Annotated in this window: 19 protein-coding genes; 8 read left to right on the top strand and 11 right to left on the bottom strand. The window is 60.9% G+C overall.

Features of this window, described 5'->3' with window-relative positions:
* Nucleotides 1-76 precede the first annotated feature (76 nt).
* The 5 genes from AS026_RS30040 (at nt 77) to AS026_RS30020 (ending at nt 4,789) form a co-directional block, all read left to right on the top strand.
* Nucleotides 77-1,303 carry a COG4223 family protein gene (locus AS026_RS30040; RefSeq protein ID WP_062374167.1) on the top strand — a complete coding sequence of 409 codons (1,227 nt, stop codon included), beginning with the start codon at nt 77-79 and terminating at the stop codon, nt 1,301-1,303.
* 3 nt (nt 1,304-1,306) lie between these two features.
* A complete protein-coding gene (locus AS026_RS30035) occupies nt 1,307-2,899 on the top strand; it encodes a heme biosynthesis protein HemY (RefSeq protein ID WP_062374164.1) in 1,593 nt (530 codons plus the stop codon).
* Nucleotides 2,900-2,914: 15 nt separating this feature from the next.
* Nucleotides 2,915-3,400 (top strand): tellurite resistance TerB family protein, encoded by a 486-nt coding sequence (locus AS026_RS30030; RefSeq protein WP_025658174.1) that lies wholly within the window; start codon nt 2,915-2,917, stop codon nt 3,398-3,400.
* Complete coding sequence (locus AS026_RS30025) at nt 3,390-4,151, top strand: glutamine amidotransferase (RefSeq protein ID WP_062374161.1); 762 nt, start codon at nt 3,390-3,392, stop codon at nt 4,149-4,151. The genes AS026_RS30030 and AS026_RS30025 overlap by 11 nt, the downstream gene beginning before the upstream one ends.
* Nucleotides 4,152-4,303: 152 nt before the next feature.
* Nucleotides 4,304-4,789, top strand: a complete 486-nt coding sequence (locus tag AS026_RS30020; protein ID WP_018855770.1) for a RidA family protein — start codon at nt 4,304-4,306, stop codon at nt 4,787-4,789.
* A 6-nt stretch (nt 4,790-4,795) separates the two neighbouring features.
* Here the strand turns inward: AS026_RS30020 and AS026_RS30015 are convergent, their stop codons facing one another.
* Nucleotides 4,796-6,043 (bottom strand): MFS transporter, encoded by a 1,248-nt coding sequence (locus AS026_RS30015; RefSeq protein WP_062374159.1) that lies wholly within the window; start codon nt 6,041-6,043, stop codon nt 4,796-4,798.
* Nucleotides 6,044-6,181: 138 nt separating this feature from the next.
* Between AS026_RS30015 and AS026_RS30010 the strand changes: the two genes are divergently transcribed.
* Together AS026_RS30010 and AS026_RS30005 are read left to right on the top strand one after the other, a co-directional pair.
* Nucleotides 6,182-6,472 carry a YggT family protein gene (locus AS026_RS30010; RefSeq protein ID WP_016556606.1) on the top strand — a complete coding sequence of 97 codons (291 nt, stop codon included), beginning with the start codon at nt 6,182-6,184 and terminating at the stop codon, nt 6,470-6,472.
* Nucleotides 6,469-6,783 carry a DUF167 domain-containing protein gene (locus tag AS026_RS30005; protein WP_018855773.1) on the top strand — a complete coding sequence of 105 codons (315 nt, stop codon included), beginning with the start codon at nt 6,469-6,471 and terminating at the stop codon, nt 6,781-6,783. The genes AS026_RS30010 and AS026_RS30005 overlap by 4 nt, the downstream gene beginning before the upstream one ends.
* Here AS026_RS30005 and ppa read toward each other — a convergent pair whose 3' ends face one another.
* Nucleotides 6,784-7,320: an inorganic diphosphatase gene (ppa, locus tag AS026_RS30000; protein WP_018855774.1), complete on the bottom strand. Its 537-nt coding sequence runs from the start codon at nt 7,318-7,320 to the stop codon at nt 6,784-6,786.
* 98 nt (nt 7,321-7,418) lie between these two features.
* Nucleotides 7,419-7,862, bottom strand: a complete 444-nt coding sequence (locus AS026_RS29995; protein ID WP_245307679.1) for a hypothetical protein — start codon at nt 7,860-7,862, stop codon at nt 7,419-7,421.
* Between the two features lie 578 nt (nt 7,863-8,440).
* Here AS026_RS29995 and AS026_RS29990 point away from each other — a divergent pair.
* Nucleotides 8,441-9,328 carry a LysR family transcriptional regulator gene (locus AS026_RS29990; RefSeq protein ID WP_062374152.1) on the top strand — a complete coding sequence of 296 codons (888 nt, stop codon included), beginning with the start codon at nt 8,441-8,443 and terminating at the stop codon, nt 9,326-9,328.
* Between the two features lie 284 nt (nt 9,329-9,612).
* Here the strand turns inward: AS026_RS29990 and AS026_RS43765 are convergent, their stop codons facing one another.
* The 8 genes from AS026_RS43765 to AS026_RS29945 form a co-directional block, all read right to left on the bottom strand.
* Nucleotides 9,613-9,930 (bottom strand): hypothetical protein, encoded by a 318-nt coding sequence (locus AS026_RS43765; RefSeq protein ID WP_245307677.1) that lies wholly within the window; start codon nt 9,928-9,930, stop codon nt 9,613-9,615.
* Between the two features lie 142 nt (nt 9,931-10,072).
* Nucleotides 10,073-10,216: a hypothetical protein gene (locus AS026_RS29975; RefSeq protein ID WP_198021122.1), complete on the bottom strand. Its 144-nt coding sequence runs from the start codon at nt 10,214-10,216 to the stop codon at nt 10,073-10,075.
* 70 nt (nt 10,217-10,286) lie between these two features.
* Nucleotides 10,287-10,793, bottom strand: coding sequence for a GNAT family N-acetyltransferase (locus AS026_RS29970; protein ID WP_018855780.1), 507 nt, complete (start codon nt 10,791-10,793; stop codon nt 10,287-10,289).
* A 201-nt stretch (nt 10,794-10,994) separates the two neighbouring features.
* The gene (gene typA, locus AS026_RS29965) at nt 10,995-12,812 is read right to left on the bottom strand and encodes a translational GTPase TypA (RefSeq protein WP_018855781.1); all 1,818 of its coding nucleotides are present in this window, start codon (nt 12,810-12,812) and stop codon (nt 10,995-10,997) included.
* A gap of 125 nt (nt 12,813-12,937) precedes the next feature.
* Entirely contained in the window at nt 12,938-14,515 is a 1,578-nt protein-coding gene (locus tag AS026_RS29960) for an alkaline phosphatase D family protein (RefSeq protein ID WP_062374142.1), read from the bottom strand.
* A gap of 138 nt (nt 14,516-14,653) precedes the next feature.
* Nucleotides 14,654-16,333 carry an ABC transporter permease gene (locus tag AS026_RS29955; protein WP_062374139.1) on the bottom strand — a complete coding sequence of 560 codons (1,680 nt, stop codon included), beginning with the start codon at nt 16,331-16,333 and terminating at the stop codon, nt 14,654-14,656.
* A 10-nt stretch (nt 16,334-16,343) separates the two neighbouring features.
* Nucleotides 16,344-17,303, bottom strand: a complete 960-nt coding sequence (locus AS026_RS29950; RefSeq protein WP_062374136.1) for an ABC transporter substrate-binding protein — start codon at nt 17,301-17,303, stop codon at nt 16,344-16,346.
* Nucleotides 17,296-18,411: an ABC transporter ATP-binding protein gene (locus AS026_RS29945; protein WP_062374134.1), complete on the bottom strand. Its 1,116-nt coding sequence runs from the start codon at nt 18,409-18,411 to the stop codon at nt 17,296-17,298. The genes AS026_RS29950 and AS026_RS29945 overlap by 8 nt, the downstream gene beginning before the upstream one ends.
* Nucleotides 18,412-18,460: the final 49 nt, after the last annotated feature.

The raw sequence follows: 18,460 nt of genomic DNA, 5'->3' as shown, positions 1-18,460 counted from the left end.
CCAAATTTCGTCTAACCTCTTTCCTTGTCTGGCATCACTGACTAGTTTCGTTGCATTGCATAATTAAGAGGGTCTCATGGCACCAGGAAATCCGCCTCGCCACTCGAAGAGCACCGAGAAGCCGGTCACTATCGATCTGGATAAGCAGGAATTTGCTTCTGCCAAGGATGCCGAAACGAAAGCCGAGGAACCGGCCGATGTGCCGAAACCCGGCGCCGTGGATGAGCCTCCAGCGCAGCCTGAATTGACCGACGAGCCATCGCCTGACGAAGCGCCAAAGGCTGCAGCCGAACCCGCGCCGCAGACGAACGAGCCGGCACCGCCAGCACCGCCCACCTTCCCGCGCAACAGCACATCGGGCCTGATCGCCGCCGGCATTGTCGGTGGCCTGATCGCACTTGTCGGCGCCGGAGCCATTCAATATGCCGGGTTTCTGCCCGGCTCGTCCGCGCCTGCTTCACCCCCTGCCGATGTCGCCAATCTCTCGGCTGAAATCGACGGGCTCAAGCAATCGGTCGCCAATCTCGCCGCTGCCCCCTCCGCGCCAGATAACGGCGCGCTGGAACAGCGTATTGCTGCGCTGGAAGTGACGGCCAAGACCCCGCCGGCTGCCGCCGACACGGCTGCGGTCGATGCTTTCAATCAGAAGATCGCCGACCTGACCGGCCAGATCGACCAGCTGCGGGCCGCGGTCTCCCAGACAACGCAACAAAAGGCCGCCGACGGCGCCGATATCACGCAACACCTGGCCGAAATCGAGAAGAAGCTGAACGAGCCGCGGCGCGACGTTGCCGTCGCCAAGGCGATCGCAGCCGCCGCTTTGAAGGCGGCGATCGATCGCGGCGGACCGTTCGTCGCCGAGCTCGACACCTTTGCCGGCGTCTCTCCTGACGATCCGGCCGTTGCAGATCTGCGCAACTTCGCCGAAACCGGCGTTCCCTCGCGCGCCGAACTGATCCGCCAGGTCCCGGATGTCGCAACCGCCATCGTCGGTTCCGTCAATCAGGCCGCTCCCGACCAGACTTGGTCCGACCGGTTGATGGCAAGCGCCAAGTCGCTGGTAACGATCCGCCCCGTCGGCAATATTGAGGGTGAGAGCGTCGAGGCGATTGCCGCGCGCATGGAAGACAAGGTGAAGAACGGCGACCTGCAGGGCGCCGCGTCCGAATGGGCCGATCTGCCTGCTCAGGCAAAACAGGCCTCCGCCGCCTTCAAGCAATCGCTGGAAGCCCGCATCCGCGTCGAGGATCTTGTGGGCAGTGCCCTGTCCAACGCGGTCTCCAGCGCCGGCAAGGAGGGCTGAGGCATGGTCAGGCTCGTCATATTTGCCCTCGTCGTCCTCGCACTCGGCTACGGATTTTCCTGGCTGGCAGATCGCCCTGGCGATCTTTCGCTGGTCTGGGAAGGGCAGCTTTACCAGACTCGGCTGGTCGTCGCGGCAAGCGCCCTGATCGCGCTCATCGCGGCCGTGATGGTCGTGTGGTGGCTGCTGCGAACACTCTGGATGTCGCCCTACTCCGTCACTCGCTATTTTCGTGCTCGCAAGCGCGACCGCGGTTATCAGGCGCTGTCGACTGGCCTGATCGCGGCTGGTGCCGGCAATGCGCTGATGGCACGCAAGATGGCCGCCCGTTCGCGAGGATTGCTCCGCGCCGATCAGGAGCCGCTGATCGCTCTCCTTGAGGCGCAGGCAGCACTGATCGAAGGTCGCCACGACGAAGCACGCGCTAAGTTCGAGGCCATGACCAATGATCCCGAGACCCGTGAGCTCGGGCTGCGCGGACTGTATCTGGAAGCCAAGCGGCTCGGCGCCAATGAGGCGGCGCGTCAATATGCGGAAAAGGCCGCGGACAACGCGCCCTATCTGCCGTGGGCAGCGCAGGCAACGCTCGAGTATCGCAGCCAGGCCGGTCGCTGGGATGATGCGATGCGACTGCTGGAACAACAAAGGGCTGGCCGCGTCATCGAAAAGGCTGAGGCGGATCGGCTTCGCGCAGTTCTGCTCACCGCCCGCGCCACCGAGAAGCTCGAGAACGATCCGGCGGGAGCGCGCGACGACGCCACGCATGCCCTCAAGCTTGCCGCCGACTTCGAGCCCGCGGCAATCGTCGCCGCGAAGGCGCTGTTCCGGGAAGACAAGCTGCGCAAGGCGGCATCCATCCTCGAACAGGCGTGGAAATCGGCCCCGCACCCGGACATCGGCCGCACCTATGTTCGCGCCCGCAGCGGCGATTCTGCCGCTGATCGCCTGAAGCGCGCGGAGCGACTGGAGGGGATACGGCCGAACAACGTCGAATCCCTGCTTCTCGTGGCGCAGGCCGCCCTCGACACGCAGGATTTCGCCAAGGCCCGCACCAAGGCAGAAGCCGCGGCCCGGATTGAGCCGCGCGAAGCCACCTTTTTGCTGCTCGCCGACATCGAGGAAGCCGAAACGGGCGATCAGGGCCGTGTTCGCCACTGGCTTGCGCAGGCCCTCAAGGCGCCGCGCGACCCGGCATGGGTGGCCGATGGTTACGTTTCCGACAAATGGTTGCCGCTTTCGCCCGTTACCGGTCGGCTGGATGCCTTCGTCTGGAAGGCGCCGTTCGACCATGTGGATAATGCCGCCGATGAAAGCAAGACGATCTCCATAGACAGCGCCCTAAAAACGTTGCCGCCCGTGCGCGAAGCTCGCTCCGAAGGCCCGGCCAGCGATCATCGCATCATCGAACTCGAGCGGGCTGCCACGACAGCCGAGGCGGCGCGTCCATCGCCGAAGCCGCCGGCTTCAAGCAAGCACGCGGCGGAACCTGCAACTTCACCCGAACCGCGCCCCTTCTTTGGCGGCCTGCCGGACGATCCCGGCGTTCGCAATCCAGCGGCGGAGCCAGAACCCAAGACACGGCTTCGCCTTTTCTAGACAAACAGGATCTAAATGTTCGAACGCTTCCAGGAATTCTTTCAGAATCTGACTTCCGACAATACAAAGAAAGGCTTCGCGCCAGACGACCCGCGCATCGCAGTGGCCGCGCTCTGTATGCAGGTCATGGAGGCGGATGGGCAGGTCAAGGACAGTGAGACGAAGCGGCTTCGCAAGCTGCTAAAGGACCAGTACGGGCTTGACCGCAGGCAACTTGACGCGCTGATGGCCGCCGGCCGCGAGGCGGAGAGCGATGCTGTCGACTACTACCGCTTCACCTCGGATCTCAAACGCCACCTCAACACGGAACAGCGGCTCGAGCTGATCGGGGTCCTCTGGGACATTGTCTATGCCGATGGCGAGCGCAGCGAAATGGAAGATGATGCAATCTGGCGCATTGCCGAACTCCTCGGTGTTTCCGCGCGCGAGCGGATCCAGAAGCGGCAGGAAGCAGCACGACGGGTCACGGATACCGAGGTAGTGGGGGACGATGCCGACTGACCGCTTACCGGAGCACGAGAAGCGCCCAGTCCTGATTGTTCTGCATCAGGAACGCTCGAGCGCTGGCCGGGTCGGTCAGTTGCTGGCCGAGAAGGGGTATCGGCTCGATATCCGGCGCCCGGTTCTCGGCGACAAATTGCCCTCGACGCTTGCCGAACACGCGGGCGCCGTTGTATTCGGCGGGCCGATGAGTGCCAACGATACCGAAGACTTCGTCAAGTCGGAGATCGACTGGCTGGACGTGCCGCTCAGGGAGAAGCGCCCGCTACTCGGGATCTGCCTCGGCGCACAGATGCTGGTGAGGCAGCTCGGCGGCAAGGTTCAGGCGAACGCCGATGGCTCCACGGAGATCGGTTGGTATCCGCTGCGCCCGACGGAGAAAGGCCGGCTGCTGATGCACTGGCCGAGGATGGTTTACCACTTTCATCGCGAAGGGTTTGACCTGCCGCATGGTGCCGAACTGCTGGCTGAGGGCGATACCTACCCCAATCAGGCTTTTCGCTACGGTGGCCATGCTTGGGGCCTGCAGTTCCATGCCGAGCTGACGCGCGCGATGATGCACCGCTGGGTGGTTCACGGCGCCCACCGCTTCATTCTTCCGAACGCGCAGCAGGGTCGTGAGCATCTGGAAGGACGCATGCTCTTTGACGCGCCGCTGAAGGCATGGCTGAACGAGTTCCTCGACATCGTCTTCGAGGGCAAGACGTCCAAATCCGTCGCAGCAGCCAGGGCCGCCACGCTTCCCGCCTAGACGGGTGCGCCAGGCACCGCGTCGTGCTAAGGTCGGCGCGTATTACCACTCTGGCTATATTCACCAGCAGGAATGCGTTCCGATCCACGACCCGGTCTTGGAATTGCCGCGCTCGCGCAATGACGGACCAAAGCTATGTCCGGAGGAATTCCATGGCCAACTATGAGCAGAGACTTGCCGCGATGGGATTGGTTCTACCGCAGCCGCTGAAACTGCCTTCCAACATGGTCCTTCCTTTTCCGTGGGTGAATGTGCGCGGCAATCGCGCATTCGTCTCAGGCCATGGCCCGCAGAATACCGATGGAACACCTGCCGGCCCGTTCGGAGCCGTCGGTGAAAACATCTCCATCGAGGAGGCCAAGGCATCCGCGCGGAAAGTCGCTCTTTCCATGTTGGGCAGCCTGAAGCGAGAGCTGGGTAGCCTCGACCGCATTACCGGCTGGTGTCGTGTGTTCGGCATGGTCAATTGCGCGCCCCGCTTTGCCAATCCGCCAGCCGTAATCAACGGCTTCACCGAGCTGATCATCGAAGTATTCGGACCGGAGGTGGGCAGTCACTCCCGCTCGGCGATTGGCGTTGCCGGCCTGCCACTGAACTTTCCGGTCGAAATCGAAGCGGAAGTCATCGTCTCGACCTGAAGGACGTCACACCGGCTCCAGCCGCTCCGGCGCATCAAGCGTGTCGATTTTGCGCAGCTTCGGAAAGCTCGTGGCCCAAATTGCCGCGACGGCAAGCGTTCCGATACCGCCGATGATGACCGCGGGGACGGCGCCGAAAATGGAAGCCATCGTACCCGCGCGGAATTCGCCGAGTTCGTTGGAGGCACCGACGAAGACCATGTTGACGGCATTGACACGGCCGCGCAGTTCGTCCGGCGTCCAGAGCGCGATCAGGCTCTCCCGCACGTAGACGGAAATCATGTCGGCCGCACCCATGATGGCGAGCGCCGCGATCGACAGCTCCGTGCTGGTCGAAAATCCGAAAACGATCGTACCGATGCCGAACAGGGCAACGCCGATGAACATGGCAATGCCGGCACTGTGCTTGAGCGGATAGGCGGCGAGAAAAATCGCCATGGCGATCGCGCCGACCCCGGGTGCCGCGCGCAGGAGACCGAGCCCCCAGGGCCCGAGTGTCAGGATATCGCGCGCAAAGATCGGCATCAGCGCCGTCGCGCCGCCGAGGAGCACCGCGAAGAGATCGAGCGATATGGCACCCAGCACGACTTTCTCGGCACGAATGTAGCGGAAGCCGCCGAGGATCATATCCCAGCTCTTGGCTTCACCCATCGTCTTCTGCGGCGGCTTGGGGATCATGTAGAGCAGCGCTGCGCCAAGAGCGGCGAAGATGACCGCGACCGTATAGGCTGTATGAGGGTTGATGCCATACAAAAGACCACCGAGAACGGGGCCCGTGATCGCCGCCAGCTGCCATGAAGACGAATTCCAGGCGATGGCGTTTGACAGATCCTCCGGCGGTACAAGGTTCGGCGCCAGCGATTGCACAGCCGGCGACATGAAGGCGCGCTCGATGCCGAAAACCAGCAGGACGGCAAATACCGGCAACGGCGAGAACGTCCCTGTGATCGTCATCAATAGCAGCGCCAGCGTGCACAAGGCGCTGATGAGCGAGCAGATGGCGGCGATCGCACGTCGATTGTGCCGGTCGGCTACGGATCCGGTGACAAGGATCAGGACCAGCGAAGGCAAAAATTGCACTAGGCCTATCAGTCCGAGATAGATGGCACTGCCGGTCTGGTCGTACATCTGCCAGCCGACGGCCACACTGACGATCTGCTGCGAAAAAGACAGCAGAAACCGCGCGAAAAAGAACCGGGTGTAAGACGGATACCGGAACGCGGCAAAACGATCTCCGGTTGGCGAAAAAGACATGGAGACTTTCCAGAAAACAGGCCAGACGCCAACGCACGACGCCGCTGTTAAACATGATTTACAATGCGTTTCGAGACAGCACTTGCCGGTTTAGTCGCCAATGTCTACATGTCTGTCAACAACGAACTGGAGATTGCAATGCTTGCGCTTTTTCAAACCATTGATTTGGCTTTGAATCTCTACACTTGGGTGCTGATCGCCAGCGCTATTTTTTCCTGGCTGTATGCGTTCAACGTAATCAACTCCAGCAATCAGTTCGTCAATTCGGTTGGCATGTTCCTCTACAATGTGACGGAACCGCTGCTGCGTCCGATCCGCCGCGTGCTGCCAAATCTCGGCGGCATCGACATCTCACCGATCATTTTGCTGCTGATCATCTTCTTCGTGCGCTCTCTGATGTGGAATTCAATCTTCCCGCTGGTGGCATGAGCCAGCCCTGGGCGGCGTTCAACGACCACATTGCTCTGACCGTTCGTCTGACGCCGAGTGGCGGACGCGACGCAATCGACGGCGTGGAGACAGACGCCGAGGGCAAAGCCCATCTCAAAGCCAGAGTGACTGCCGTCCCCGAGAAGGGCAAGGCGAACAAGGCGTTGATCGAGTTCTTGGCGAAATCGCTTCGCATCGCAAAGTCATCGGTCAGCCTCGCCTCAGGCGAAATGTCGCGCAAAAAAATCCTCCGGATCGACGGCGACCCGGAGGATTTGATCAGGAAATTACAAACTCTTCTCGAAAGCTGATCAGGCCTTTGCCTTCTTGGCGCGTTCGATCGCCTCGAGGATCAGTGCGCCGGCTTCCTTGGAATCACCCCAACCGAAGATCTTCACCCACTTGCCGGGTTCGAGATCCTTGTAGTGCTCGAAGAAGTGCTCGATCTGCTTCAGCGTGATCTCGGGAAGGTCGGTGTAGTCGTTCACCTTCTCGTAGCGCAGCGTCAGCTTCGGCGACGGCACGGCGATGATCTTCTCGTCCTTACCGGAATTGTCTTCCATCTTGAGAACGCCGATCGGGCGCACGTTGATGACGCAGCCCGGAACAAGCGGACGCGTGCTGGCGATGAGGACGTCGATCGGATCGCCGTCTTCCGAAAGCGTGTGCGGCACGAAGCCGTAGTTGCCCGGGTAGGTCATCGGCGTATAGAGGAAGCGATCAACAACCAGCGTACCAGCTTCCTTGTCCATCTCGTACTTGATCGGATGGCCGCCGACGGGCACCTCAACGATTACGTTGACATCTTCCGGCGGGTTCTTGCCGATGGAAATCGCGTCAATGCGCATAGAGCTTCCCTTTAACGGTTAAGTCGATGGTTGCCAGATACTGGGAATCATCCCGCAACGCAACACGCCAATGTGGATTGGCCCGTCTAAGAGGGCCGTCAAGGTGACACGCGACTTCTCTGCTGTTCGCTTGCAAGAGGCGGAGCGGATCCGAACGACACCCCCTGTCGGCCTGACAGCAGATGGCGCAGGTAATCACCGAGTCGGCTCAACCCTGCCCATAATCGTTGGCCAAGCATGATGAGACGCTGGAGCTGATAGGCAAGTATGCCGCTCAATAGACCGGACACGACCGATACTGCGACCGGTAGCGGCGCGGTAAAAGTCGCGGGATTGGCGCGATCAAACAGGGCCTCCGGCAGAATCCGGTGCAGCAGGTAAATGTGATAGCTCGCCGCAGCGATCGAGACCAGCGCGGCGGCAAGCGTTGCGGGCGGCTTGACCCGAGACACGTAAAGAAGGACGGCAAGTACCGGCAACTGCATACCATAGAAGACCCATGACCCTGCCCAGTTTCCGCCGGTATAGGCCATAGGCGGCATGACCGCGCATCCGGCGGCGATTACCGCAAGTCGTCGTCGTCTCGAATTTGCAAAGGCGGCGCACCATCCGAAAGCCGCAAGGTGGGTGGGGGATGTGTAGCGATGACGATGTCGCGGCAAAATTAGCTACGAACCGTTGGGCCGTTGAAGTCGGAGTCGAGCTCCAGTGTAATCCCCATTTGTGATCTCCACACCATGCGCGGCATACGCAGCCTTGATTTTTTCTTTAGTAGTCTCGGTTGCATTACCAGTCGACTCGAAGCGATGCACCGTCGAAAAGGCAATCCCGGCCTTATCTGCAAGCTCACGAACCGACCATTTCAAGATCGCCCGAGCTGCTCTGTTCGCCTCTGGAGTCAAATTCGTCATATCAGCCCTAAAAATAAATACGCACGTAGCGAAAACGCTTGACGCGCCTCTTTGCGCAAAGTATCACTACACCCGTAGGCAAAATGCGCTGATTCTTCGAGAAGCGCGTGCCTATAATTGCGCGACTTTTTCCAAGTGACCAGCCGCCAATCCGATTTGGCCGCTGAATTTTGCTCGCCAGTCAACAGTTTCTAGATCGGTTATCTGATATGGAACTACGCCAACTCTCCTACTTCAAAGCGGTGGCCGAGGAACTGCACTTCGGCCGGGCGGCAGCCAGGATGCACATTGCCCAACCGGCGCTCAGCAATCATGTGATGTCGCTGGAAAGGGAGCTTGGCTGTCCGCTGTTCATCCGCTCGACCAGAAGGGTGGAACTGACCAGGGCGGGCGAGACCTTTTACGATCGCTGTGTGCGGATCTTGAGCGACATCGACCTGACCACCGAACTGACGCGGGCAGCCGGCGGCAGCCGCATCCGCCAGATCAGGATCGGCAGCATCTACCCGGCCACCATGGGCATGCTGCCGACCTTCCTTGCCAAGATCGCCCGCAAGTATCCCGATGTCCGCATCCATATCGCTTCTGGCAATACCGGGGAGATCATCCGCGGCCTGGAGACCGGCCAGCTCAATCTGGGCTTCATCCGCCCAGTGGAAAACATCGGCTCGTTGCGCTTCGTCTCGCTTGCGCATGAGCGCTACTACCTGGCGGTCGGCCATGCCAATCCACTGGCGGCCAGGGACGAGATCAGCATCGACGATCTGCGCACTCAGAAGATCATCGCCTTTAATCGCCAGAACCTGTCGTACACGGAGCGCTACTTCAATGAGAAGTTCGCCGAATACGAGCTCACCGCCAACATTGCCTTCAGTTGCGATGACACCTATGCGCTGGTGTCGCTGGTCTCTGCCGGGCTTGGCATCGGCTTTGCCCCGGAATGGACGCTTGATCTTCCCAATCGCGGCTTTGAACTGAAGAAGGTAAGCGGGATCGACTTTAGGATCGGGCTTGGGATCGCCTGGAGCAAGGAAGATCCAACCGCTGGCCGCGATGACATCGTCGATATTGCGCGGTCGCTGGCACGGCGCGGGTGACAACATAGCCTAGCCGGATGCTAGGGACGGTCGGTGCAGGGCACACTGGGTTAGCGTCGGCCGAGCCGCTGCGGCTGGCGATCGACACAGAGATGCCTACTGGGCAGCGTCGTGGCCATAAACAACGAACGCAACGTCTTCGGTTTTTGCTAAGGCCGATATTTTTGCAGTGCTCTGTGGAATTCGACGTTCGTCGTCCATATCGGTAACGAAGAATGGGCGCGTTTCCGCGTCCGCCATCGAACTGTGCATGACCGCATCTGCCGCAATCAACACATTGCCTGTCACAGCAAGGATTGATGCCGTTTCAGGGGGCTCAAATGTAGAATTGCCGTCTCAGCGATGGCGGCTGACTTCGGAGAGCGATTTACGGCGATGAGTTTGCGCAGTATCGGCAGGAAGAAGGCCTTGCTGAACCGGCCAATTGGCCGCTCCGGTTCGAGATAGAACAAGTGACCGATGACGTCGCTGTTGAATTCGTCCATGATGATCCAGAGATGGCGATCTGCATCGAGGCCGGCGCGACGTTTCTCGATTACCGGGATCTCGAAGGCGAACCGGTCCCGCTCGGGCTGTTTCGTGGTGATCGGGAAAAATAACACCAGGTCACCATCGGCACGCGCTATCCGCACGCCGACCGCGACGGGGCGCTCCTTCGTCCCTCCCTCTCGCCTTTTCCTGCTTCTCGATGCCAGAGACAAGGATAGCGAATGACGGCTGCGGTCTGGATGTCGTCGTAGACACTCATCGCCCGACCTCGTCGTCCTCAGCATATTGTTCGACCGCGCGCTCCATGTCGGCGAACAATGCGTCGGACATGGTGTCGATCGACCCGATCGCTCGGGCATCGGCACCCTTCATGAGCCGCTCGTAGTCGTTTATGTTCAAGATTTGCAAGTTTTCGTGACGACAGCAACTGTCAATTTCGCTGGAAAAAGCGATAGGGCAAGGAAGAGCCTCAACCCCAAATGAAGCCAATTTTCTTTAGCCGCTTCTGGTCGAACGTTTCCATGCCCTCGCAATAGTCGACGCCGCCATGGCTGCGATAGAACTGCGCGCCGGTCTCATTCTCCTCGAGGCACCAGACGACCAATCCGTTGCAGCCAAGCGACTTCAGGAGCCGCCGTGCTTCGCCGAACAGCATGTGGCCGAGGCCAATGCCCTGGTACTCCGGCCGAAGATAGAGTTCGTAGATCTCGCCCTCTTGGGGCAGGGCGCGGGCGCGATTGAGGCCGAGCGTTGCGTAGCCTGCGACAGTGCCGGCCACGTCGAGAACGAGAAGCGTTGCCGGCCCGCGGGTGGCCTTGCGCCACCAGTTCTCGCCGCGACGCTCGATCATCTGCCGCAACGCACGATGCGGAATGATCCCCGCATAGGTGTGCTGCCACGCAAGCCGATGCACTTCCGATATGGCTCGGGAATCGTGCGGTTCGGCCCGCCGAACATCGATCGACAACGTCTTCATAACGCGTACTCTGGTCCCATTGTCGGCAATTAACCATATGCGCCCGGCGCATTCAGGTTCTTTGCCCACAGGCTAAACATGTGGACGACAGCTGAAATTTAACGCTTTTTTAACTATTGCGACAAGCGAGATTCGGCAGACTGCACAAATAAAAAACCCCGGCGCAATGGCCGGGGTTGAAGGCTGAAAGACTTCAGTCGCTTAGGCGGACTTCGCCTTGGCGAAGCGCTTGCGGTCGTTGGCGTCGAGATACATCTTGCGCAGGCGGATCGACTTCGGCGTCACTTCCATCAGCTCGTCGTCCTGGATCCAGGAGAGAGCGCGGTCGAGCGTCATTCGGATCGGCGGCGTCAGCTTGACGGCTTCGTCCTTGCCGGCGGCGCGGATGTTGGTCAGCTGCTTGCCCTTGAGGACGTTGACCTCGAGGTCGTTATCGCGCGAGTGGATACCGATGATCATGCCCATGTAGACCTTTTCGCCGGGCTCGATCATCATCGGGCCGCGATCTTCCAGGTTGAACATGGCGTATGCAACGGCTTCGCCCGGAGCGTTGGCCAGGAGAACGCCGTTCGTGCGGCCGCCGATTTCACCCTTGTAAGGCTGGTAGTCCTTGAACAGGCGGTTCATCACGGCAGTGCCGCGCGTATCCGTCAAGAGTTCCGACTGGTAGCCGATCAGGCCGCGGGTCGGCGCGTTGAAGACCAGGCGAACGCGATTGCCGCCCGAAGGACGCAGCTCGGTCATCTCGGCCTTGCGCTCGGACATCTTCTGCACGACGACGCCGGAATGCTCTTCATCGACGTCGATGACGACTTCTTCGATCGGCTCCATCAGCTGGTCGTTTTCGTCGCGGTGCATGACGACGCGCGGACGCGACACGGCGAGCTCGAAGCCTTCACGACGCATGGTTTCGATCAGAACGGCGAGCTGCAATTCGCCGCGGCCGGAAACGTAGAACGAATCCTTGCCTTCGGCTTCTTCGATCTTCAGCGCGACGTTGCCTTCGGCTTCCTTGAACAGGCGGTCGCGGATGACGCGCGAGGTGACCTTGTCACCTTCGGTGCCGGCGAGCGGGCTGTCGTTGACGATGAAGGACATGGTGACGGTCGGCGGATCGATCGGCTGCGCGGTCAGCGCCTCGGTGATCGCAGGATCACAGAAGGTGTCGGCAACCGTGCCCTTGGAGAGGCCGGCGATCGCGACGATGTCGCCTGCATGCGCTTCATCGATCGAGGTGCGCTCGATGCCGCGGAAGGCGAGGATCTTCGAGATACGACCGGATTCGATCAGCTTGCCATCCTGGCCGAGAACCTTGACGGCCTGGTTCGGCTTGATCGAGCCGGAATTGATACGGCCGGTGATGATGCGGCCGAGGAAGGGGTTGGCTTCCAGGATCGTGCCGATCATCGTGAACGGGCCTTCGGCAACCGTCGGCTCCGGAACGTGGTTGAGCACGAGGTCGAGCAGCGGTGCCAGACCCTGGTCCTTCGGGCCTTCAGGATTGACGTTCATCCAGCCATCGCGACCCGAACCGTAGAGGATCGGGAAATCGAGCTGCTCGTCGGTCGCGTCGAGGCTAGCGAAGAGGTCGAATACTTCGTTGATGACTTCTTCATGGCGGCCATCGGGACGGTCGATCTTGTTGATCGCGACGATCGGGCGAAGGCCGACCTTCAGCGCCTTGGAGACGACGAACTTCGTCTGCGGCATCGGGCCTTCGGAGGAGTCGACCAGAACGATCGCGCCGTCCACCATCGAGAGAATACGCTCGACTTCACCACCGAAGTCGGCGTGGCCGGGAGTGTCGACGATGTTGATGCGAACGCCCTTCCACTCGACCGATGTCGCCTTGGCAAGGATCGTGATGCCGCGTTCCTTTTCCAGGTCGTTCGAGTCCATGACGCGTTCTGCAACGCGCTGGTTCTCGCGGAACGAGCCGGACTGTTTCAGGAGTTCGTCAACCAGTGTCGTCTTGCCATGGTCAACGTGCGCGATAATCGCGATGTTGCGAAGTGCCATATGTCTATATCTCTGAAGCTGGGGCGCCGCGCTGGGAGAAGGCGCCAATTTCATTTGGGCGGCTCATACAGTGTTTTTCGCGTTTGCGAAAGGGGGGAGGCCGGATTGCCTGCCATGCATGGACGTCAACTCGATATCTGCGGATCGAGCGTCGTCCGCCACAGCTCGGTATCGTTCCGATCCATCAGCCTCACGGTCAGTTGCTCGGTCTGCCCGTCGATGTCGACAAGCCCGAAGAACTGCATGCCTGCTGACGGCGGCAGGTTCTGCTCCGCACCGCCGGGTGCGGCTTTCATGAACTTCACCTCCGGTCCGAAAGTCATGTCGAGTTCCTGCGGCCCATAGGTTCCGGAATGCAGCGGACCCGCAACGAACTCCCAGAATGGCAGGAACTCGCGGAACTTGGCTTTACCGGGATCGTAATAGTGTGCAGCCGTGTAGTGAACGTCGGCTGTCAGCCAGATCATGTTCGCTATGCCGGCATCGCGGATGAAGCGCAGCAGATCGGCGAACTCCAGCTCGCGGCCAAGCGGGGCGCCATTGTCGCCGTTGGAGATCGACTCGCTGCCCGTCCGGTGGCCGTAATCGTCCCAGATCACCAGCCCGATCGGCAGATCGCAGGCGATCACCTTCCAGGTCGCGGTCGAGCGCACCAGTTCCCGCTTCAGCCACGCCACCTGGCGCTCGCCCAAAAGCCGCGACTCCGCCGTCGGCTCGACATCGAGCCCATGGCTATTCGGGCCACGATAGGAGCGCAGGTCGATGAAGAAGACATCGAGCAGCGGACCGTAAGACACCTTGCGGTAGATGCGGCCGGGCTCATCGGCCATGTAGCGTATTGGCGTCATCTCGTGAAAGGCACGGCTTGCGCGAGCTGCAAGCGTGGCGATGGACTTTTCCTTGTAACGATCGTCGTGGCGGAGGTCGGTCGAGGGCGACCAGTTGTTCAACACCTCATGATCGTCCCATTGATAGAACACCGGACAGACCGCGTTGAACGCCTTCACATGGTCGTCGAGCAGATTATAGGCCCACTGGCCACGAAACTGGTCGAGCGTCTGCGCAATCTCTCGCTTTGCCTCGGAGACGATACGGTTCTTCCAGACACTACCGTCTCGCAGCCTGACCTCATCGGTAACAGGATTGTCCGCGTAGATGGTGTCGCCGGAGTGGATCATGAAATCCGGCCGGTGGTAAGCAATCGTCGAATAGGTCCGCATCCCCTCCTCGTCGATGCCCCAGCCCTGGCCGGCCGTATCGCCGGACCATGCGAAGCGGATGCTACGCTTGCCTGATGGCGCCGTGCGAAACTGCCCATGGATGGGTTCCGACAGATCGTTGACGTCCTGCAGATCGGCCGCGCGGAAGCGATAGAACATCTCTTGATCATCAGGGAGATTCTGGAGCAGCAGCTTTCCCGCGAGATTGGTGTCGGGCGTCACGTCTATGGGCGCGAGACGCACCGCATTAGAGAAACGGTCGCTCGTCGAATATTCGACATGCAGCCGTGCCGGCCGGTTCACCTGCGCCCAGACCACGCCCGAATTCGCATCGACATCGCCGGATTGCACTCCCAAGGTAAAGACCGGGCGACTGGACGAGCCGCGCGCGTAGTAGGGCATCGCCAGCCCCGCCAGTGCAAATCCGCCAACGGCGCCCATGGATGAGAGGAAGCGTCGGCGGGTCGTTTCAGTCAATGTCATGCCAAGGTCTATCCGGCTAACGGGAGGGAGGCCCGCGCCGAACCTATGGCGGCTGTCATGTCATCCGCTTGAAGGCGGCATGACGGTTTTTCGAAACTTCAACGACAGTTTTGTTACGAGAGCGCCGCTGGTGAAGCGCTATTCCGCCACCAATCCGCTGCGGCGAAGCAGCGTGAGCAGCAGAAGCGGCAAAAGCGTGGTGATGAGAATTGCGATGAAGGCCATCGCCATGCCGAGGCCGATCGACCCCTGCTCGAACTGGCGCCAGATGAAGGTGGCGATGGTCTGCATACCGACAGGTGCCACGACAACCGAGGCCACCAGTTCGCGCGAGGCAAGCGCAAAGACCAGCAGCATCGCCGAAGCAAGGCTCGGGAAGACAAGCGGCAGGAGGATGCGGTGAAAGGCGGTCACTCCGCTTGCACCAAAGACCCGGGCAGCCGCTTCCAGGCTGTCCCCTATCTGCTGGAAGGCCGCCGTCGTGTAGCGCACCGGTTGCGGCAGCAGGATACAGCAATAGGCAAGCAGTAGAATGAATGCCGTGTTGTATGGGGTCGCCGGCAGCCATGGCATGTTCCAGGCAAGGATCAGCCCGACGGCAACGACGATGCCCGGCAAAGCATTCGGCAGGATCGTCATCGTGTCGATCGCCGCGCGCCCGCGGATTTTCGTCTTGACGACCGTATAGGCGGCCAGCACGCCGATGAGCCCGGTAATCAAGGCCGTGCCGATGCCAAGCGAGAAGCTGTTGGCGAGCGCCACCAGGGCACCGGCGCCGTTGTTGAAGACGGACAGGAAGTTCTCGGCGCTGATGTTGTCGAGCGCCAACCCACCGGAAATCGTCCGCGACAGCGCCGTGAACAGGATCGACAGCAGCGGCACGCCCGTCGCCAGGAAGGCGACGACGGCAAAGGCGATGATCACGGGAACCTTCATCGCCCCAAGCGGCCGCTTGTCCTTGGCAGCCGGTTTGCCGCCCACGGTCTGATAGGACCGGCGGGCCAGGATCCATCGCTGCAGCAGGAATGTCAGCAGAGACATGATGACGAGCAGGATCGACAGGATCGCAGCGCCCGGCAGATCGATCGGCCAATCCGAGATCCGCAGGTCGATGCCGGTAACCAGGACCTGGAAGCCGGCGCGACGACCAAGGGCAGCGGGCGTACCGTATTCCTCGATCGCCGCGGCAAAGACCAGCATCAGGCTGGCAACGAGTCCGGGTGCCGACAGCGGCAGCGTGATCCGCCAGAAGGCACGCGCCGGCGACGCGCCAAACACGCGACCGACATCCGCATAACGCGCGCCGACCGCCTCCAGCGTGCGCGATACGGCGAAATAGACCACCGGAAAAGTGTTGAAGGCCATGACCATGGTCATGCCGAAGAGCGAAAACAGGAAGGGCGCGAGGTTGAAGCCCGCGATCTGCTGAATATAGCCGCGCGGCTGCAGCGTCATGATCCAGCCGAGCGTCGCGATGTAAGGCGGGATCATGAAGGGGACGAGCAGCAGCACATCCCACAGCGGTGCAAGCGGGATGCGGTAGAGTGCCCGAAACACGCCGAGCGGCACCGCCACCAGCGCCGAGGCCAGCACCACGCAGCTGCCGAGCAGAATGGTGTTGCCGGCCATGCCGATCAGCGCGCTATCGAAGAGCGTCGCAACAAGCGAAGAGAAAGGGCCCGCGAAGGAGCCCTGTCCGATGTTGGGGAAGATGCCCTGAAGCACAACGGCGATGAAGGGAACGGCGACGATAACGGTCAATCCCGCGATCGCCAGCCAGGCGGCCGGCGCAGCGCCGCTACTATCGTGCGTCCTCATCGCCCTGCCCTTACTTACCGCCGAAGGTGTCGGTGACCTGCTTCAGCGTTTCCTTCCGCTTGCCGTAGACATCAGCGGTGTCGTACTTCAGCAGCTTCAGATCGCTGATCAGCGGACGGCTGGCCGGAATGTCGCTACGAGCCGGCATCAGCATCTGATCGGCAACGAGCTTCTGGCCTTCGTCGGAGAGCATGTAGTCGATGAACTTCTTCGCCTCGTCCTGGTTCTTCGACCAGTTGAGGATCATGGCCGGACGCGGCGCGATGACGGTGCCCGATTCCGGGAAGATCACATCGATGGCCTCGCCCTTTTCCTTGGCGTTGAGCGTTATGTAATCGACGGCACCGAAGACGGCAGCCTTCGCGCCCTGCAGAACCGGGTTCAGCGCTTCGGCATTGGCGCCGGCGATGATCGCGCCATTATCCTTCAGATCCTTGAAGAGCTTGAAGTCGTCCTGGCCCGCCAGAGCCGCCGTCAGCTCGAAGGACGAGCCGGATTGCGCCGGATCCGGAATATTGACGAGGTCCTTGTATTCGGGCTTCGTCAGGTCGGCCCACTCGGCGGGCTTCGGCGTGCCGCTCTTGGTGTTCCAGGTAATACCGAGCGCCGAGATGCCCTGGGCAACGGCCGTGTCGGTTTTCAGGAAATCAGGAACCTTGGCCGAGTTCGGGCTGGTGTAGGACACGAGCCAGCCGCGCTTGGCGAAGTCGGTTGCCGTATCCCAGGAAGCCGAAATGAGAACGTCAACGACCGGATTCGAGGCTTCGGCTTCGATACGGGCCATGACCTTGCCGGTCGTTGCCTGGAAAACGTTGACCTTGACACCGGTCTGCTTGGTGAAACCGGCCGACAGCTTGTCGATCAACCCCTGCGGACCAGCCGTGTAGACCGTGATGTCGGCATGGGCGACGCCGGCCATCAATGTTGCGGCGAGAACGCCGAAAGTGATGCTCTTCAACGACTTAAGCATGCTCCAAATTCTCCTCTTTGGACGAATAAACCTGATTGCCGAACCAGCGAATCTGGCTGGGATCGATCGACAGACCGATGCCCTCGCCGGGTCGCAGCTTGGCGCGGCTCAAAACCTGCAATTCTATTGTCTCGGCGCCGACCAGAGAGACAGTCGCCAGATGGCCATCGCCGCGGAACTGCGAGCGCAGCACCGTTGCGGCAAGCGTGCCGGGCAAGATCTCTCCCGCTGTGATCGATCCTGTGGGAATGAGGACACGAACGGCGCAATCGACCCCATCAACGCTGCGCAGCAGCGCAAGGCCGCTGCCTTTGAAGAACCAATGCTCATCGCGATATTCGAGCTCTGCGACGCCGCCGAGGCGAAGGAAGTCGGCAACCTCGGGCGTTGCCGGCTTCTCGATCAGCTCGTCGGGCGATGCCAGCTGCTCGATCACGCCGCCACGCATGACGGCGACGTCATCGGCCAGCGTCAGCGCTTCGCTATGATCGTGTGTGACGTAGATTGCCGTCAGGCCGAGCGTCGTGATCAGCTCGGCCAGTTCGCCCACCATGTTCTCGCGCAGTTCGCGATCGAGATTGGACAGAGGCTCGTCGAAGAGAATGAGCTGCGGTTCGGCAACGATCGCTCGCGCGATCGCAACACGCTGCTGCTGGCCACCCGAGAGATCGCTCGGCCTGCGGTCAGCATAGGCGCCGAGGCTGACGCGTTCTAGCGCCCGCATAGTTCGGGATTCCCACTCGGATCTGGCGATACCGCGCATTTCGAGCGGAAAGGAGACGTTGCCGCCAACAGTCATGTGCGGCCAGAGCGCATAGTCCTGAAAGACCATGCCGAGATTGCGTTTTTCCGGCGGCGAGAAGGCGCCAGTTGCGGCATCGGCAACAGTGCATCCGGCAATCGCGATAGAGCCCTTCGTCGGCGCGAGCAATCCGGCGACGAGCCGCAGAAGAGTGGTCTTTCCGCAGCCGGACGGCCCAAGCAGCGCCAGCGTCTTGCCCTCGGAAAGCGAGATATCAATGCCCTTCAGAACGGGCGTCGCCCCATAGTGCAATTCCACGCCGGCCGTCGAAACGGTCGCATTGGTCTCTGAAGGTTGAGGGGTCATGAAAAAACCGGCATCGGTTGAAAACTGATGCCGGTTGCTTATTGAGGTT

The sequence above is a fragment of the Rhizobium altiplani genome, from assembly GCF_001542405.1.
Taxonomy (GTDB): domain Bacteria; phylum Pseudomonadota; class Alphaproteobacteria; order Rhizobiales; family Rhizobiaceae; genus Rhizobium; species Rhizobium altiplani.
Note: the sequence above shows the minus strand (reverse complement) of the source record. Positions and strands in the feature narration are given on the sequence as shown.

Coding starts and splice junctions, on each gene's coding strand:
- AS026_RS30005 (WP_018855773.1), top strand. CDS start 6,469: ATGAGCCAGCCCTGGGCGGCGTTCAACGACCACATTGCTCTGACCGTT.
- AS026_RS30035 (WP_062374164.1), top strand. CDS start 1,307: ATGGTCAGGCTCGTCATATTTGCCCTCGTCGTCCTCGCACTCGGCTAC.
- AS026_RS29960 (WP_062374142.1), bottom strand. CDS start 14,515: ATGACATTGACTGAAACGACCCGCCGACGCTTCCTCTCATCCATGGGC.
- AS026_RS30040 (WP_062374167.1), top strand. CDS start 77: ATGGCACCAGGAAATCCGCCTCGCCACTCGAAGAGCACCGAGAAGCCG.
- AS026_RS29990 (WP_062374152.1), top strand. CDS start 8,441: ATGGAACTACGCCAACTCTCCTACTTCAAAGCGGTGGCCGAGGAACTG.
- AS026_RS30010 (WP_016556606.1), top strand. CDS start 6,182: ATGCTTGCGCTTTTTCAAACCATTGATTTGGCTTTGAATCTCTACACT.
- typA (WP_018855781.1), bottom strand. CDS start 12,812: ATGGCACTTCGCAACATCGCGATTATCGCGCACGTTGACCATGGCAAG.
- AS026_RS30030 (WP_025658174.1), top strand. CDS start 2,915: ATGTTCGAACGCTTCCAGGAATTCTTTCAGAATCTGACTTCCGACAAT.
- AS026_RS29970 (WP_018855780.1), bottom strand. CDS start 10,793: ATGAAGACGTTGTCGATCGATGTTCGGCGGGCCGAACCGCACGATTCC.
- ppa (WP_018855774.1), bottom strand. CDS start 7,320: ATGCGCATTGACGCGATTTCCATCGGCAAGAACCCGCCGGAAGATGTC.
- AS026_RS30020 (WP_018855770.1), top strand. CDS start 4,304: ATGGCCAACTATGAGCAGAGACTTGCCGCGATGGGATTGGTTCTACCG.
- AS026_RS29955 (WP_062374139.1), bottom strand. CDS start 16,333: ATGAGGACGCACGATAGTAGCGGCGCTGCGCCGGCCGCCTGGCTGGCG.
- AS026_RS30015 (WP_062374159.1), bottom strand. CDS start 6,043: ATGTCTTTTTCGCCAACCGGAGATCGTTTTGCCGCGTTCCGGTATCCG.
- AS026_RS29995 (WP_245307679.1), bottom strand. CDS start 7,862: ATGCCGCCTATGGCCTATACCGGCGGAAACTGGGCAGGGTCATGGGTC.
- AS026_RS29950 (WP_062374136.1), bottom strand. CDS start 17,303: ATGCTTAAGTCGTTGAAGAGCATCACTTTCGGCGTTCTCGCCGCAACA.
- AS026_RS29945 (WP_062374134.1), bottom strand. CDS start 18,411: ATGACCCCTCAACCTTCAGAGACCAATGCGACCGTTTCGACGGCCGGC.
- AS026_RS30025 (WP_062374161.1), top strand. CDS start 3,390: ATGCCGACTGACCGCTTACCGGAGCACGAGAAGCGCCCAGTCCTGATT.